The organism is Bacillus sp. 0909A (assembly GCF_036765115.1).
Taxonomy (GTDB): Bacteria; Bacillota; Bacilli; order Bacillales; family Bacillaceae; genus Bacillus; species Bacillus mojavensis.
Genome location: NZ_JBAIZU010000005.1, coordinates 69621 through 84140 on the forward strand (window position 1 = coordinate 69621; position 14520 = coordinate 84140).

At 35.4% G+C, this 14520-nt stretch carries 18 protein-coding genes and 4 pseudogenes; 5 read left to right on the forward strand and 17 right to left on the reverse strand.

Features of this window, described 5'->3' with window-relative positions:
• Positions 1–223: 223 nt before the first annotated feature.
• A complete protein-coding gene (cspC, locus tag V6D42_RS16730; protein ID WP_010333136.1) occupies positions 224–427 on the reverse strand; it encodes a cold shock protein CspC in 204 nt (67 codons plus the stop codon).
• A gap of 838 nt (positions 428–1265) precedes the next feature.
• Here cspC and V6D42_RS16735 point away from each other — a divergent pair.
• Positions 1266–2294, forward strand: coding sequence for a fatty acid desaturase (locus V6D42_RS16735; protein WP_333513991.1), 1029 nt, complete (start codon positions 1266–1268; stop codon positions 2292–2294).
• A 199-nt stretch (positions 2295–2493) separates the two neighbouring features.
• Here V6D42_RS16735 and V6D42_RS16740 read toward each other — a convergent pair whose 3' ends face one another.
• Both V6D42_RS16740 and V6D42_RS16745 read right to left on the reverse strand, forming a co-directional pair.
• Complete coding sequence (locus tag V6D42_RS16740) at positions 2494–2850, reverse strand: DUF2178 domain-containing protein (RefSeq protein WP_333513992.1); 357 nt, start codon at positions 2848–2850, stop codon at positions 2494–2496.
• A complete protein-coding gene (locus V6D42_RS16745) occupies positions 2847–3080 on the reverse strand; it encodes a helix-turn-helix transcriptional regulator (protein ID WP_003240464.1) in 234 nt (77 codons plus the stop codon). Before V6D42_RS16745 ends, V6D42_RS16740 begins: the two co-directional genes overlap by 4 nt.
• A gap of 314 nt (positions 3081–3394) precedes the next feature.
• On the opposite strand from V6D42_RS16745, the gene V6D42_RS16750 reads away from it, so the two are divergent.
• Positions 3395–3802 (forward strand): SMI1/KNR4 family protein, encoded by a 408-nt coding sequence (locus V6D42_RS16750; protein WP_333514093.1) that lies wholly within the window; start codon positions 3395–3397, stop codon positions 3800–3802.
• 411 nt (positions 3803–4213) lie between these two features.
• On the opposite strand, the gene V6D42_RS16755 is transcribed toward V6D42_RS16750, so the two are convergent.
• The 5 genes and pseudogenes from V6D42_RS16755 to V6D42_RS16775 all read right to left on the reverse strand — a co-directional run bounded on the left by V6D42_RS16755 (position 4214) and on the right by V6D42_RS16775 (position 7520).
• Positions 4214–4738, reverse strand: coding sequence for an NAD(P)H-dependent oxidoreductase (locus V6D42_RS16755; RefSeq protein WP_333513993.1), 525 nt, complete (start codon positions 4736–4738; stop codon positions 4214–4216).
• A 192-nt stretch (positions 4739–4930) separates the two neighbouring features.
• Positions 4931–5020 (reverse strand): annotated as a pseudogene (locus V6D42_RS16760) (hypothetical protein); the annotation flags it as partial.
• Positions 5008–5228, reverse strand: a pseudogene (locus tag V6D42_RS16765) (lysozyme family protein); the annotation flags it as partial. The pseudogenes V6D42_RS16765 and V6D42_RS16760, both read right to left, overlap by 13 nt.
• A 469-nt stretch (positions 5229–5697) precedes the next feature.
• Positions 5698–6603, reverse strand: coding sequence for an agmatinase (gene speB, locus V6D42_RS16770; protein WP_333513994.1), 906 nt, complete (start codon positions 6601–6603; stop codon positions 5698–5700).
• Between the two features lie 77 nt (positions 6604–6680).
• Entirely contained in the window at positions 6681–7520 is an 840-nt protein-coding gene (locus V6D42_RS16775; RefSeq protein WP_333513995.1) for a MerR family transcriptional regulator, read from the reverse strand.
• Positions 7521–7667: 147 nt separating this feature from the next.
• On the opposite strand from V6D42_RS16775, the gene V6D42_RS16780 reads away from it, so the two are divergent.
• Positions 7668–8012 carry a DMT family transporter gene (locus tag V6D42_RS16780; RefSeq protein WP_333513996.1) on the forward strand — a complete coding sequence of 115 codons (345 nt, stop codon included), beginning with the start codon at positions 7668–7670 and terminating at the stop codon, positions 8010–8012.
• Positions 8012–8326: a DMT family transporter gene (locus V6D42_RS16785; RefSeq protein ID WP_333513997.1), complete on the forward strand. Its 315-nt coding sequence runs from the start codon at positions 8012–8014 to the stop codon at positions 8324–8326. Before V6D42_RS16780 ends, V6D42_RS16785 begins: the two co-directional genes overlap by 1 nt.
• Before the next feature lie 75 nt (positions 8327–8401).
• On the opposite strand, the gene speE is transcribed toward V6D42_RS16785, so the two are convergent.
• The 8 genes and pseudogenes from speE to V6D42_RS16825 form a co-directional block, all read right to left on the reverse strand.
• Positions 8402–9232, reverse strand: a complete 831-nt coding sequence (speE, locus tag V6D42_RS16790; RefSeq protein ID WP_333513998.1) for a polyamine aminopropyltransferase — start codon at positions 9230–9232, stop codon at positions 8402–8404.
• Between the two features lie 278 nt (positions 9233–9510).
• Positions 9511–9813: a hypothetical protein gene (locus tag V6D42_RS16795; RefSeq protein WP_333513999.1), complete on the reverse strand. Its 303-nt coding sequence runs from the start codon at positions 9811–9813 to the stop codon at positions 9511–9513.
• 2 nt (positions 9814–9815) lie between these two features.
• On the reverse strand, positions 9816–10196 hold the full coding sequence (locus tag V6D42_RS16800) for a hypothetical protein (protein WP_333514000.1): 381 nt from the start codon (positions 10194–10196) through the stop codon (positions 9816–9818).
• Positions 10197–10278: 82 nt separating this feature from the next.
• Complete coding sequence (gene phrI, locus V6D42_RS16805; protein WP_010886415.1) at positions 10279–10398, reverse strand: phosphatase RapI inhibitor PhrI; 120 nt, start codon at positions 10396–10398, stop codon at positions 10279–10281.
• Positions 10355–10513 (reverse strand): annotated as a pseudogene (locus V6D42_RS16810) (tetratricopeptide repeat protein); the annotation flags it as partial. The pseudogene V6D42_RS16810 and the gene phrI, both read right to left, overlap by 44 nt.
• Positions 10499–10731: pseudogene (locus tag V6D42_RS16815) on the reverse strand (lysozyme family protein); the annotation flags it as partial. The pseudogenes V6D42_RS16810 and V6D42_RS16815, both read right to left, overlap by 15 nt.
• Positions 10732–11229: 498 nt before the next feature.
• On the reverse strand, positions 11230–11649 hold the full coding sequence (locus V6D42_RS16820; RefSeq protein WP_333514001.1) for a universal stress protein: 420 nt from the start codon (positions 11647–11649) through the stop codon (positions 11230–11232).
• A 17-nt stretch (positions 11650–11666) separates the two neighbouring features.
• Positions 11667–13133, reverse strand: coding sequence for a SulP family inorganic anion transporter (locus tag V6D42_RS16825; protein ID WP_333514002.1), 1467 nt, complete (start codon positions 13131–13133; stop codon positions 11667–11669).
• Positions 13134–13350: 217 nt separating this feature from the next.
• Here V6D42_RS16825 and V6D42_RS16830 point away from each other — a divergent pair, with 217 nt between their 5' ends.
• Positions 13351–13908, forward strand: a complete 558-nt coding sequence (locus V6D42_RS16830) for a recombinase family protein (RefSeq protein WP_333514003.1) — start codon at positions 13351–13353, stop codon at positions 13906–13908.
• A gap of 187 nt (positions 13909–14095) precedes the next feature.
• Here V6D42_RS16830 and arsC read toward each other — a convergent pair whose 3' ends face one another.
• Positions 14096–14515, reverse strand: coding sequence for an arsenate reductase (thioredoxin) (arsC, locus tag V6D42_RS16835; protein WP_333514004.1), 420 nt, complete (start codon positions 14513–14515; stop codon positions 14096–14098).
• Positions 14516–14520: the final 5 nt, after the last annotated feature.

Below are 14520 nucleotides of genomic sequence, written 5' to 3' on the forward strand. Positions count from 1 at the left end.
GTATTCGAAAAGAAAAATAAATAATTTATATACATTCCGCATATTGTCAATCCAGTGTGTTATACTATAAACAAACCTTTGAAGCGTTAAATCTTTTGCTATTACCTTGTAACATCTCCCTACTCACACGTTGAGTAGGGTTTTTTTTTGAGTTTTAGTATTATAGAGAACGTAAAAAAACAGGCCCCCATATAAAGAGCCTGTTTCTATAAACGTTTTAAGATTAAGCAGCTTTTTGAACGTTAGCAGCTTGAGCTCCACGAGCACCTTGCTCAACGTCAAACGTTACTTTTTGACCTTCGTCTAACGATTTAAATCCGTCACCTTGGATTGCAGAGAAGTGTACGAATACGTCGTCTCCATTTTCACGTTCGATAAATCCAAAACCTTTTTCTGCATTAAACCATTTAACTGTACCTTGTTCCATTTTTGTTGCCTCCTAGTGCATTACCGCACATTTTAATTACTATCCCTGCCCAAAGTATCATCAAGACGAAAAGTCAATATTCATACTATCCTTTACACGAACAAAAATAATTCTTCTTTAGAATAACACGAAACGGAAATAAATGCAAATTAATATTATTGTTTTATTCGTGGCATTATTTGTTAAACATTCAGAAAAAGAGGCCTTCAATAACTATGGTTTGAAAACACCGTGAAAATGAGTCGCGAGTGGCTTCAACCCTTTTCTTTGCTTAATCGTACTTCATTATTGATTGTTAAGAATTTCTTTCCAAAGCTCAGCCGATTCTTGTTCAAGTGCTAAAAACAGGACTGTTCACTGGTAAAGCTTTATTTTCTGCAGATGTTTACAAACGTCACCATGGTATATCCCCATTTGCCAAGATCCTCTTAAAAAAATAAAACTTGATCTCAAATCATCTTCCTTTTCTTCATTACCATGTTTGTTTCTCAATCAAGGTTCACGGTCTAAATAAACCGATTCCCATAGGAGAGCAAGGAAAGAGTTTGGCTCGATAAAGAGATGGGTATAATCTTTATACGACTTTTGTTTCCAGGCTGTCCCTGCTAATAAAGATTTAGTTAAGCTGGAAATCAATTTCGCATTTCCGATTATTTTACAGACGGATTGAAAAATCGCTCCATTTGACAGCACTTGAAAAGGATCCTTAGCTGACTGGCAAGTTATAACAAAACCATGATACTTATCATATATGGAGTATGACAGCTGGGACTTCAAAGGGAATAAAACGTTTTCTATACTGAGATTAAGAACATTAGGGAAGGGGAAACTTTAATAAATGAGTAAAGAAAACCTAAGGACTTTGAGAAAACTGGTTACCCCTTACGAAAAGTCCGATTTACAAAAAAGTATTTATCAAATCATTAACACATTGGTACCATTTTTCCTGTTATGGTTTTTGGCATATAAGAGCTTGTCGATTTCTTATTTCCTTACACTAGCCATTTCTGTCGTTGCGGCCGGGTTTTTGGTGAGAACCTTCATCATCTTTCATGATTGCTGCCACTATTCCTTTTTTAAGAACAGAAGGGCGAATCGAATCCTTGGAACAATAACAGGAATTCTAACTCTGCATCCTTTTGATCATTGGGCACACGACCATTCTGTCCATCATGCGACAAGCAGCAACCTGGACAAACGCGGTACAGGCGATATTTGGGTACTGACTGTTGAGGAGTATAAGGAAGCCTCAATGAAGACAAAAATCATGTACCGTTTGTACAGAAATCCGTTTGTCATGTTTATTATTGGGCCGATTTACGTCTTCGGGATTACCAATCGTTTTAATCGTAAAGGGGCAAAACGCAAAGAACGGATAAATACGTATGTAACGAATCTGGGGATCGTCGCTTTGGCAGCACTTTTATGTTGGGCTATCGGCTGGCAAAACTTCCTGCTGGTTCAAGCGCCAATTTTTATGGTATCGGGATCCCTCGGAATTTGGATGTTTTATATTCAGCATACGTTTGAGGATTCTTACTTTGAAGAAGATGAGCATTGGGAATATGTAAAAGCAGCAGTGGAAGGAAGCTCTTTTTATAAGCTTCCAAGAATCATGCAATGGCTAACAGGCAACATCGGTTTCCATCATGTCCATCATTTAAGCCCGAGAGTCCCAAACTATAAGCTTGAAGAAGTACATAACAACACTGAACCATTGCAAAACGTTCCGACCATTACACTGGCCACAAGTCTTAAGTCGTTAAAATTCCGACTATGGGATGAAGAAGGCAAAAAATTTGTTGGTTTTAGCCATTTAAAAAAAGCTTCTAAAAGCCAAGTATCAGTGCGGCTAAAAACGGATTAAATACACTCCCTTAATCGAGATAAGGGACAGTGTATCTTGAAGAATAAAAGTGCAGACTCGCGCAACAAGTTTTGTGCAGGGGTCAGCACTTTTTTAATGCCACATACACTTGCAACAAAAATTCCTCTCTAAAAATAATTAAAACTACAGAGCCACTATATTTATTGATAATTGAATTTACATTTTTCCATTTAGTTCTTTAGTTTAAAAAATCTTTTTTATATCGAACGGCTAGATAGATTCCTGAAGCGAAGAATGCAATAGAATACTTAAATAAGAAGAAAACTTGCCACATATATTCTTTTGGGAAAAGCAAGTCGCAAAAAATTAGTGCACATAACGTGCAGAGGCTACCTTTTAAAGCGATTTGGTTTGTTCTTTCGTCAGTCTTACCCATTTTTTTAGTAAATACGAATGTCAGAATCAATCCGACTACAAGCAATACAAACCCACTACCAATAAGAATACTCCAATTACCCGGAGAATGTTCAGCCCAAGACCTTAAAGGAGAAAAAATTGCGTTAGTGATAGTATCTGTGATCGAATTCACTTTCATTTTTGATCATTTCCTTTCTCATAAGTAAAAATCTCGTTTACATCCACATTAAAAAATTCGGCAATTCGAAAAGCTAACAGCAGAGTCGGAACATAATTTCCTTTTTCCATTACAAAGATGGTTTGTTTGGAAACCCCGACTTTCTTTGCTAATTCTTGCTGAGACAATCTGGCAAGTACACGATATTCATAAACCTTATTTGAGATCGAATCACCAAAATCTTTCTTCATGACAATCACCTCTTGAACCAAATTATAAACTGACCTTATACAATAGTAAAGTAAACTTATACAAAAATATAAAATACCTTTATGTTTACCTAAATTACTTTGATTTAACATGACCCAGAACACAGAAAGAACCTGGCGAAATTCATGATTCCGTCAGGTTCACTTATCGATCAGATGTAATTATTTTTAGTGGTACGCTTTAATATTCAGTGGTGGAAAAACGGTTATAGTAATGAAATCGGGTGATGGAGAGCACAACAATTTGAAAAACAACAGTAAGAGGTGAATTTTATGGAGAAAACAAAGAATTCTCTATTATCACTGGAGGAGTCAGCGAGAAAGAGATTCATGAGATAGAAGAAGAACTTGAAGTTTCTCTCCCCGAAAGTTATAAATGGTTTTTAAAAGAGTATGGTTCTGGTGGTGCATACGGAACAATGATCCTTGGTTATGACTCTGAAGGCGCTGAAGTTGTAGAGCAAACAAAAGAATACAGAACATTTTACGGTCTTATACCAGGTCTTGTTGTTATAGAGCATATAGATGAATTCTCTTATTGTCTTGATACAAACAAAATGGTAGATGGAGGGTGTCCGGTTATTCTTTGGGATAACAGTGAAGGATATGGTTATACTGCTGCAAGTCATTTTCTTGAATTTTTTCTTCAGCGACTTGAAAAAGGTAAAGAGGACTTAGATGAAGATGAGGATTGGGAAGATTAATCTTTACTATTCTCAAAATGAAGTTATTTGTGAATTGAATGATTATAACATAGAAAATCATACCAAGATGTTTTGGTATGGTTTTCTAAGGCAGACCCTCAACCTAGTAAAAACATATCATGAGTTACAAAAGCTTTTATTCAAAGCATCTGTTTATTTTATTTATACTTATTTTCATCATTTTTCATGAATTCTGGGCACAAATTGGGCACCGATTAGAGACCAAGGAACTCTACATTTCATCAAGAAATATGTACTCATTGCCCTGCTGTCATTAATTTTAAGCCCTCGCTCTATGCTCCCCTGATTTCAGTATTCGATGTAACTTTGAAATTAATTTTATTAAAATCTATTACAAACCCTTATTTTCACAACACATAATTTGTTTCAGCTTCCCTCGCGAATACCGAATCAACGCTCAGCTTTAAGATAGTCAACCAATTTCTCCGCACTGTTCTTAACATCTTCTTTTGAAAGGTGAAGTGTCCCATATTGTGTAAACGCAGGAAGAAAACGCATTCCTATATAGTTAGCAGTGACTTGAAACGGTCTGATAAGCTCGCTGATCGTGATATTATAGTCTCCGCCTGCTTGATAATCAGATTCCGGTGCGCCTAGGGAGATAGCTAAGAGTAGTTCTTTTCCATGCAATTTCGTTCCTCCAGTTCCAAAAGCCCAGCCATGTGTTAACACATCATCTTCCCATTGTTTGAGTAACGCGGGACTGCTGTACCAATACATTGGGAACTGAAAAACGATACGCTCATGATCTAACAGGAGCTGCTGCTCTTTTTCTACATCAATGATAAAATCAGGGTATTCACCGTACAGGTCATGAACCGTAATGTCATTCTCTTGCTTTAAACGATTCATCCAGGTTTTGTTGACAACAGACGTTTCCAAATTAGGGTGTATAACGATAACTAATGTTTTCATTTGACTGATCATCCTTTCTTCGCCGATTAGTTATTTTTGCTTTTACGATAATGAATTGATTCTAATTTTAAAATAGCCACTTTATTTACACTTATTTTATCATTTTTCATGAATTCAGGGCACTAATTGGGCACCCAAATCAATGATAACTTAAGACATTGTTTTGTAGAAATCCGATATAACAGAATAATCTCGTCTTGCTTCAATACTCATACGATAATATTCATTAGAGAGCATTAAATTTCCTTGTTCATGAAGATAATCAGTGACTTCAATCGAGTATCTGGGTCAGTTATGGAGTTAGGAGGTAAGCCAATACTTTCGGAACTTTGCATAATATCTAAAGAACGCCCACCACTTTCCTGCATGGTGAGCGCCATAACTTGATCAAAAACACCTTCCTGACGGGCGTACTTTTTAAATACAGCCCTAAATTCTTTCCACTTCCCGGTGCAATGCCAACCGTTTCATATTTGCCATCTCCGCCGCCTCCTACTTTAGTGAAATGGTTATAACCACTATTGCATACGGTGAATAATGAATTATTTCAGTATAAACAAATAAACCATCATCATTGTAGAGACACCAGTAGATCATTTAAAAATAAACAAAAAAAATACCAAAGGTCTAAAAACCCTTGGTATTATTGAGATGCGGCCGAGAGGACTTGAACCTCCACGGGTTATTCACCCACTAGGCCCTCAACCTAATAAAAACCTATCATGGGTTACAAAAGCTTTTAACCAAAGCATCTGTTTATTTTGTTTACACCTATTTTCATCATTTTTTATGAATTCTGGGCACAAATTGGGCACTGTTTTTAGGATAATTAAACCGCTGAATAATTGGTTGTTATGCACTTCCCACGATGATCTTTTAAGAGTAAACTTTTTAAACATCTTATTATACTTGCTCCTGACCAGAAATCGAAAAACAGCCTTAAGATGTTTTAATTCTATTTATCTTTTAATATTTTGCGCTAGTAAATATATCAAATCAGTGGCAATTGTCGCAGATGCTAATGATGTGACCTCGCCAGCATCATACATTGGAGAGACTTCCACAAGATCAGCCGCAACGACATTTAACCCAGCTAATTCCTGCAGTAACCGTCTTATATTGTAAGTATCCGGTCCACCAACAACAGGTGTCCCTGTACCGGGTGCAACACTTGGGTCAAGTGAATCTATATCAAACGTTATATAGACAGGCATATTTCCAATAATGCTCTTAATTTTTTGTGCTAACTCTTCTGTAGACATTTCCAAGGCTTCATTTGCGTATATGATATTATAATTTTGATCATTCGGCATATTGGTCCTAATAAACACTTGTACTGATCTCAAAGCATCAACATAACCAATTTCCGCTATATCATTTGCAAATGTACCATGAAATATTTCACCATCATTTCCAGACAGAGAATCTTGATGACTATCAAAATGAAGAAGCGCAATCTTACCATGCTTCTCATAGGCAGCTCGAACCAAACCATAAGGGATAGTATGATCTCCGCCTAATGTTAGTAATTTCGCTCCTGACTTTAATATCTTAGAAGCATGAGAATAAGTTTCGTCAATCATTAATTTTGTAGAATTTTCACCGATATTTGCTCCAACATCGCCGTAATCAATAATGTTCAACTTTTCTTTGACATCATACTTATAAGGATAAAGAAAATTCCCCGCATGCAATGACATCTGACGAATAGATCTTGGTCCAAATCGAGCGCCTGGACGATTTGAAACACCTACATCAAAAGGGACCCCCATAACCGCTATATCTACGTTTGTTACATCTCTTGTTTGTGGAGTTCTCCAAAAAGTCGGAAGGCCTGAGTACGCTAAAAATTGTTTCTTTTCCATTATATAAATCCCTCCTTTGCTAATATGCTGATAGCATAAACTCTTGTGCGACCCAAATGTCAACCATACAACTTTAACTAACGTTTTTTATGTTTCACTACAGGAATTTGAATTTCAAACATAGCTTCGTTCGGCTCATCTGTTATTGAAATATCCACTTGAACCATTTGAAGTGCATTCCCAGCAAGTTTGTAATCCTGTTCTTTGATGAAGGCTATCAATTGGGTTAAACTATCCGTTCTATCCCATATTTCTCCGTAGTGTCTTAAACACACAAATTCCCCCTTTGGTATACGAATCACATATTCCTCAGGGATATCTTTTATATGATTGGTTCTAGCAATTAAAGTTGTCGGCGCTGAATAATGATTTGAAAGAAGATCCTCCTCTTCAATTAAAACCCCTAAACGATTACTTGCGACAAGTGGTGCTTTCTCCAGCATCAGATTCTCAATTTCAATAACCCCATAACTTAGTTCTAAATCATTTGATATTTTCGTGTTTTTCGTAATGAAAAACCGTTCTTCTAAGGAATAGATTTTTATCCCCGGGAGCACCCCTTCCTCAGATACCCTGTGAAAATTTTCTATCTTTTCATTTATACTTTTTTCTAGATCGATTAATTCTTTTATATTTCTTTGCAATGCTTTATGTTTTTCTTTTAGGATTCTGATTGATTTTTCCGTATTTCTTTCTGTTAAAAAAATTTTGATCTCTTCAAGAGTCATACCAATTTGACGCAATTCTTTTATTGTCCCAAGAACCTCATATTGATAAATCGAATAAAAACGATAACCCGTATTCGGGTCAATATATGCAGGTTTAAATAGCCCAACACGATCATAATGTCTTAACGTTTCAGCAGTTATTCTTCTTAATTTAGCCATCTCACTAATTGATAAAAGCTCTTTTAACAATGTCTTTTCACCTTCTTTTATTCTTCATCATGATATGTTCAGACTTTCTTGACTTTTTTGTTACACAAAGGGTTATGTTAATAACAGTTATCTTGATATAACTTGATCTTAAGTAAATCTTTAATTAAATATCTAAGGAGGATCGTTATGAATCGCAATTGGTTCTATGTATTAGTTGCCGGAATTTTGGAGATCGGCTGGGTGTCTGGGTTAAAACATTCAACAAATTTGATTGAATGGATATTAACGATTGTAGCAATCGTTTTAAGTTTCTGGCTATTAATTATTGCCTCAAATAAATTACCAGTAGGCACTGTATATGCAGTATTTACTGGAATAGGTACGGCTGGTACTGTTACAGCTGAAATGCTCTTATTTGGAGAACCTTTTCAACTCATAAAAATATTATTAATCTTATTGCTTCTGGCAGGAGTAATTGGATTGAAACTCATAACTAAAGACTCAACAGAGCCGGAAGGAGGACATGAATAATGGCTTGGTTGCTTTTAATATTAGCCGGCTTATGTGAAGTTATTGGAGTTTCCGGGATTAATCGCTTTGTCATCCGGAAAGATATTAAATCCATATGTGTCCTCATTGTAGCATTCACATTAAGCTTCTTCTTCCTTTCACAAGCTATGACTAGTATCCCTATGGGTACCGCTTACGCTATCTGGACTGGCATCGGGACAGTTGGAGCCGCATTAGTCGGGATGTTTATATACGGTGAACCTAAAGAATGGCGGAGAATCCTCTTCATCTCAATGATTTTATGTGCGGCTATTGGGTTAAAACTGCTTTCTTAGTCTAAAATTTTCATTTAAAAAAGGCATACTTGTTACAGTATGCCTTTTTTAATCACTGTTTAAGTGTTTTTAGATTTAATCATTACATAAATCACTTACAAACTTAGGCAAAACAAACGCTGCGTTATGAATTTCCTTTGTATAATATTTGCTTCCAGTGTCATAAAATCTATCTTTATCAATATTTAAAGGATCATGCTTTTTTGAGCCCATAGTAAAAGTCCATAAACCACTTGGATAAGTGGGTATATTACAAGTGTATAATTTAGTAATAGGGAAAATCTCTTTTACATCTTTGATAACCGTTTGAATGAGATCACCTTTAAACCATGGATTATCAGATTGAGCAACTAATATGCCATCATCTTTCAATGCTTTTGATATACCGGCATAAAAACCTTTCGTAAATAAATTAGCAGCTGGTCCAACCGGTTCAGTTGAATCGACTAGAATTACATCATATTCATTTTCACTTTCAAGAATATGCATATAACCATCTTCAATTCGCAAATCAAAACGCGTATCAGCTATATTCTCAGCAAACCCTGAAAGATATTTTTTAGAGTACTCAACTACTTTACTGTCTATTTCTACTTGAACTACACTAGTAACTAATGGGTGTTTCAATATTTCACGAATGACACCACCATCCCCTCCTCCGACTACAAGGATTTTTCTTGGATTTGGATGAGTAAATAACGGAACATGTACCATCATTTCGTGATATACAAATTCATCTTTTTCTGTAGTCATCACCATTCCATCAAGTGTGAGCATATTTCCGAATTCTTCTGTTTCAAATATATCAAGCTGTTGAAACTCCGTTTTTTCAGACTGCAGAGTTCTTTTCACTTTAGCTGTTATACCAAAAGAATCTGTTTGTTTTTCAGTAAACCATAAACTCATATGATTCCACCCTTTTCTGTTAAAAATCATTTTTCAGTATAATCTTTTGTGTTACACAAAAGTCAATATTATAAGACTAAAAACATAAAAAAACATACCAGTATTATTTGGTATGTTTTCTTCTTTAGATAGCCCCTCAATCCCTCAACCTAGTAAAAACATATCATGGGTTACAAAAGCCTTTATTCTAAGCATCTATATATTTTATTTACACCTATTTTCATCATTTATCATGAATTCTGGGCACAAATTGGGCACCTTACTGAGACCAATTAACACTACATTTCATCAGCATCTAGCGATATACGACTCATTGCCCTCTCATAATGAAAATCTTCCAATTCTCTTTGATATTGTTCCCATTCTTGCTTTGTATACAGGTATCTCTCCGCATCCACTTCCTTCATTACGTTTCTTTCTGTGATATGTTCTTGGAAAAAATCAAGTATATGACTATATAAAAATTTTATCTTCTCAACTAACTCATTAACACTGGGTTCATCTAAAATGATTGAATGATGTGTTATATGATTTCGATAGTCATTAATAAGAGTTATTGCCGTCTCAACATCTTCTGGCATATCTATATCAAATAAAACTTAATTCTTTTAATTGCTTCATTCAAATTAATTTTATACAATTGTTTCTTTTTATTGCCGTTGCCCAAATCAACGTCAAAAACGTTTCGCTTGTTATTAAATTCAAACGGGTTTTTCTTACCCTTACTTTCATTCTTTAACTTTTCTTTTGCTTCCATATATAAATTTATATCAGTAAATATTAATGATTCATTTTGCTTTGACAATATGTATTTCAATAAAATTTCTATTCCATGATTAAGAAATATAATCGCATCTTTTAAAAAGTGATAACTACTTTCCTGATGATACTTCTCAAACTCTTCTATGTTAGTTTTAGCTTTCTTTAATGAATCTATGCCGTTTTCTAATAATGAGTATTCCATTTCACTTTCCTTCTTTTCGTATCTATCTTTTATAAAAAAGCTTAATCAAAAAGATTAAGCTTTTTCTAATTATTTTAGCAACCTATGCCCCTACCCTATCTGCGGCAACTTTGATCTCAGTATTATGATCACTTTGCAGATAAGTTATTGAAAATACACTACTTAAAATCACTGCTGCCAATAGAATCCGGCTGATTTTCATTAATAATCTCCCCTTTTTTAATTTTTCGTCTTGCTTCAATACTCATAAGATAATATTCATTAAAGAGCATTAAATTTCCTTGTTCATGAAGATAATCAGTGACTTCAATCGAGTATTCTAGGTCAGTTATGGAGTTAGAAGGTAAGCCAATACTTCCGGAACTTTGCATAATATCTAAAGAACGCCCACCACTTTCCTGCATGGTGAGCGCCATAATAATATTCACTTGGTCAAAAACACCTTTCTGACGGACGTATTTTTCAAACACAGCCCTAAATTCTTTCCAATTCCCGGTGCAATGCCAACCGTTTCATATTCGCCATCTCCGCCGCCTCCTGCTTTAGTGAAATGGTTATAACCACTATTGCATGTGGTGAATAATAAATTATTTCAGTATAAAACAAATAAACCATCATCATTGTAGAGACACCAGCAGATCATTTAAAAATAAACAAAAAAATACCAAAGGTCTAAAACCCTTGGTATTATTGGGATGCGGCCGAGAGGACTTGAACCTCCACGGGTTATTCACCCACTAGGCCCTCAACATAGTAAATCCATATCATTGGTTATGAAAGCTTATTTTCATTACATTCCTTATATTCATTTGCCATCATTTCCATACGTTTATATGAATTATGGTTAAAAAATGGTGAGCACAAACAATAAACGTCCGTACTACCCTTTTTTATATTATTGATTTTCCTTGTAAAAATGAAGTAGTGCTTTTCATAAACAGACAGTGTTAATTAATATATTTCATTGGTGTCCAGTTCATATGGCTACACAAAAAAACAAGCCGATTTTATTCTTAATCGACTTGTTCAACAATTACTTTACAATCAGCACAGGACAGTTCGCACGTTTAGCAACTTTATGGCTTACACTGCCCAACACCATCTCCTGTAATGAATTCAATCCCCTGCTGCCTACTATGAGCATATCAAATTGATTTTCATTTGCATAAGAGACAATTGTAGGTCCTGGTTCTCCATGTTTCATTATTAAATCATGTTGTACACCAGCTTGATCAAATTTTTTTATAACCGGGTCTAACTTCTTACGTCTTTCCATTTCCAATTCTTCAGTACTTGAAGTATGAAGCACTTCACTTTTTGCTTTTGAAAAGTCCTTAACATAAATGATTTCCACTCTTGAATCAGGTACCAGTTTTGCTAAACGGATTGCATGTTCTGCTGATCGAAATGAATGTTCTGATCCATCAGCTGCCAACAAGATATTTTTATACATACCCCTTCACCTTCCCCTTAATGACCTGACGGCTGTGCGTTAGGATTATTGTAAGTAGCAAGCTTTTCAATCAAATTATGGCTTGACTCGTTTAAGCCAACTAATTTAACCTCTGCATGATGTTCTTTGAATTTCAAGACCACTTTATCCACTGCCGCGACACCTGAATCATCCCAAATATGTGCCTCGGAAAAGTTCATCACGATACGCTCTTTTACATCTTCATATGAAAATGAATTCACAAAATCTTGAACAGAAGCAAAGAACACTTGACCCTTAATATCATAAACAACTTCTTTATCTGAAACAGAAGTGATATCGACCCTTACTCTTGAAATTTTAGAAGCAAAAAATATGGCACTTAATATGACTCCTACAATTACACCAATGGATAAATTATCTGTAGCTACAACTGTAATCACAGTAACAATCATGACAACTGTATCAGTGAGTGGAACTTTTCTAAGTGTTCGTAGCGAAGACCAATCGAATGTTCCGATTGAAACCATAATCATAACACCAACCAAAGCAGGCATAGGCACTTGAACAACCCATTCACCTAAAACGAGTATTAAAAACATGAGGAACACACCAGCCGTAAAGGTTGACAGTCTCCCTCTCCCTCCAGATTTTACGTTAATAACAGATTGACCGATCATCGCACATCCAGCCATACCGCCGAAAAATCCAGCAACGATATTGGCAATGCCTTGTCCTCGGCTTTCCCGGTTTTTATTACTATCTGTGTCAGTCATGTCATCAACAATTGAAGACGTTAATAGTGACTCAAGCAGACCAACGACAGCTAGAGCAATAGAAGTCGGGAAGATAATTGACAGCGTCTCAAAGTTTAATGGAACATCGGGAATTAAAAAGCTTGGTAAGGCTTGTTTAATTGTCCCTAAGTCTCCAACTGTTTGAACATTAAAGTGACCCCAAATAGAAACGACTGTGAGAAATACAATCGCTATTAAAGGACTTGGAACAGCCTTTGTAATAAACGGGAACAAATAAATAATGGCTAATGTTATGCCGACAAACACATAGGTCATACCGGATATTCCAACAAAATGAGGAACTTGCGCCATGAAAATCAAAATGGCCAGCGCATTAACAAAACCTACCATAACCGAACGAGGTACAAATTTCATTAATCGCGCCACTTTCAGAACCCCAAATATGATTTGGATAATACCTGTCAGTATCGTAGCAGCAAACAGATACTGTAACCCGTGATCCTTCACCAATGTTCCCATTAACAAAGCCATAGCCCCTGTAGCCGCAGAAATCATAGCAGGTCTTCCTCCTGCAAAGGAAATCACCACGGCAATACAAAATGATGCATACAAGCCTACCATAGGGTCAACTCCTGCAATAATGGAAAAACCAATGGCTTCAGGTATTAATGCTAAAGCAACGACAATACCAGCTAATAAGTCCCCTTTTATATTTGAGAACCACTCCATATTTAATTTTTTTAACATAAAATACAGTACACCTCTTTATGATTATTTTTGTTGACTTCTAACTCTCATAGAAGTCAGGTCCGTTTGTAACTATTTAAAATGTAACAAACAAGAATTCAAATGTCTACAATTTTTTGTACCAAAATGGATCTTTTTTGGAACTAACGGTACACTCTGCGCTATCCATCTTATTTTGTTATAATAAAATATACAAAATTCATCAGGGGTTGATGATTTGATTTTTGGATATGCGCGTCCGTTTAGTCAAGATCAGGATGTAATAAAACAGCTAGCCGCACTTAAAGAATTCAACTGTAAAAAAATCTATATTGAACAAACAAATTCAGCAAAAAACAGACCAGAATTTGAGTCATTATGTAGAAGTTTAAATATCGGGGATACCATAGTCATTTATAAGTTGTACAGTATTGCTGACTCTACAAAAAACCTAATTGATATCATTCAATTCTTCAAAACAAAACAAATCAACTTTATTTCAATTTTAGATAAAGTGGACACCTCAAAAATAGGCGGCTCCATTTTCTTCGATTTTTTAGAAAGAGTCAGCGAATTTCAATTTGATATTATTAGTGAAAACACAAAGGTTGGAATTCAAGAGGCAAAATTAAAGGGGAAAAATACAGGACGTCCGAGAAAACCTGACCATAATGTCCGCCGTGCTATGGAGATGTATCGAAGCAAAAAGTATACCATTCAGCAAATTACTAAAGAGACGGGTATCAGTAAAACAACATTATACCGATACTTAGATAATTGGAATGAATTTGATTGATTTTTATTTTTTCTTTGAAATTAAAAACTTGGAGCAGACAGCCATAATTGTCTGCTCTTTTTTTCTAAAAGAATAGAGCGTGTACGTTTAATTACAATGATGTGATTCAGGGCAAGAATGTACGTTTGTTATATTTATAAAAGGACACATTTAAAAAATGCATCCTTTGTAAAGAAAACATTCCATTCTATTTACCTGTTTCAGCAAATTCCTTCAACCTATCCCCTATTTCATCACGAACTCTTTGGAAAAATGCCCATTTCTCTTCCTCTGTGCCTTGTGCTTTTGCTGGGTCATCAAATCCCCAATGCTCACGCTTTACATGAGGAGGCGTCATCGGGCATTTATCAGCTGCATCACCACAAAGTGTAACAACTAAATCAGCATTGTTTAAAATATCAGGATTAATAATGTCTGACGTTTGATTAGAGATATCGATACCAACTTCTTTCATAGCTTTGACAGCATTCGGATTTAATCCATGTGCTTCAATTCCTGCACTGTATACATTCCACTCATCTCCAAGGTATTTTTTACCCCATCCTTCAGCCATTTGACTGCGACAAGAGTTTCCAGTACATAAAAAGTAAATTGTTTTCTTTGACATTTTCA

Bases quoted from the DNA above. Each gene is read 5' to 3' on its own strand.
- V6D42_RS16740 (WP_333513992.1), bottom strand. From the start codon at position 2,850: ATGAAAGTGAATTCGATCACAGATACTATCACTAACGCAATTTTTTCT.
- V6D42_RS16785 (WP_333513997.1), top strand. From the start codon at position 8,012: ATGGCTTGGTTGCTTTTAATATTAGCCGGCTTATGTGAAGTTATTGGA.
- speE (WP_333513998.1), bottom strand. From the start codon at position 9,232: ATGAGTTTATGGTTTACTGAAAAACAAACAGATTCTTTTGGTATAACA.
- cspC (WP_010333136.1), bottom strand. From the start codon at position 427: ATGGAACAAGGTACAGTTAAATGGTTTAATGCAGAAAAAGGTTTTGGA.
- arsC (WP_333514004.1), bottom strand. From the start codon at position 14,515: ATGTCAAAGAAAACAATTTACTTTTTATGTACTGGAAACTCTTGTCGC.
- speB (WP_333513994.1), bottom strand. From the start codon at position 6,603: ATGGAAAAGAAACAATTTTTAGCGTACTCAGGCCTTCCGACTTTTTGG.
- V6D42_RS16825 (WP_333514002.1), bottom strand. From the start codon at position 13,133: ATGTTAAAAAAATTAAATATGGAGTGGTTCTCAAATATAAAAGGGGAC.
- V6D42_RS16745 (WP_003240464.1), bottom strand. From the start codon at position 3,080: ATGAAGAAAGATTTTGGTGATTCGATCTCAAATAAGGTTTATGAATAT.
- V6D42_RS16820 (WP_333514001.1), bottom strand. From the start codon at position 11,649: ATGTATAAAAATATCTTGTTGGCAGCTGATGGATCAGAACATTCATTT.
- V6D42_RS16800 (WP_333514000.1), bottom strand. From the start codon at position 10,196: ATGGAATACTCATTATTAGAAAACGGCATAGATTCATTAAAGAAAGCT.
- V6D42_RS16795 (WP_333513999.1), bottom strand. From the start codon at position 9,813: ATGCCAGAAGATGTTGAGACGGCAATAACTCTTATTAATGACTATCGA.
- phrI (WP_010886415.1), bottom strand. From the start codon at position 10,398: ATGAAAATCAGCCGGATTCTATTGGCAGCAGTGATTTTAAGTAGTGTA.
- V6D42_RS16755 (WP_333513993.1), bottom strand. From the start codon at position 4,738: ATGAAAACATTAGTTATCGTTATACACCCTAATTTGGAAACGTCTGTT.
- V6D42_RS16780 (WP_333513996.1), top strand. From the start codon at position 7,668: ATGAATCGCAATTGGTTCTATGTATTAGTTGCCGGAATTTTGGAGATC.
- V6D42_RS16735 (WP_333513991.1), top strand. From the start codon at position 1,266: ATGAGTAAAGAAAACCTAAGGACTTTGAGAAAACTGGTTACCCCTTAC.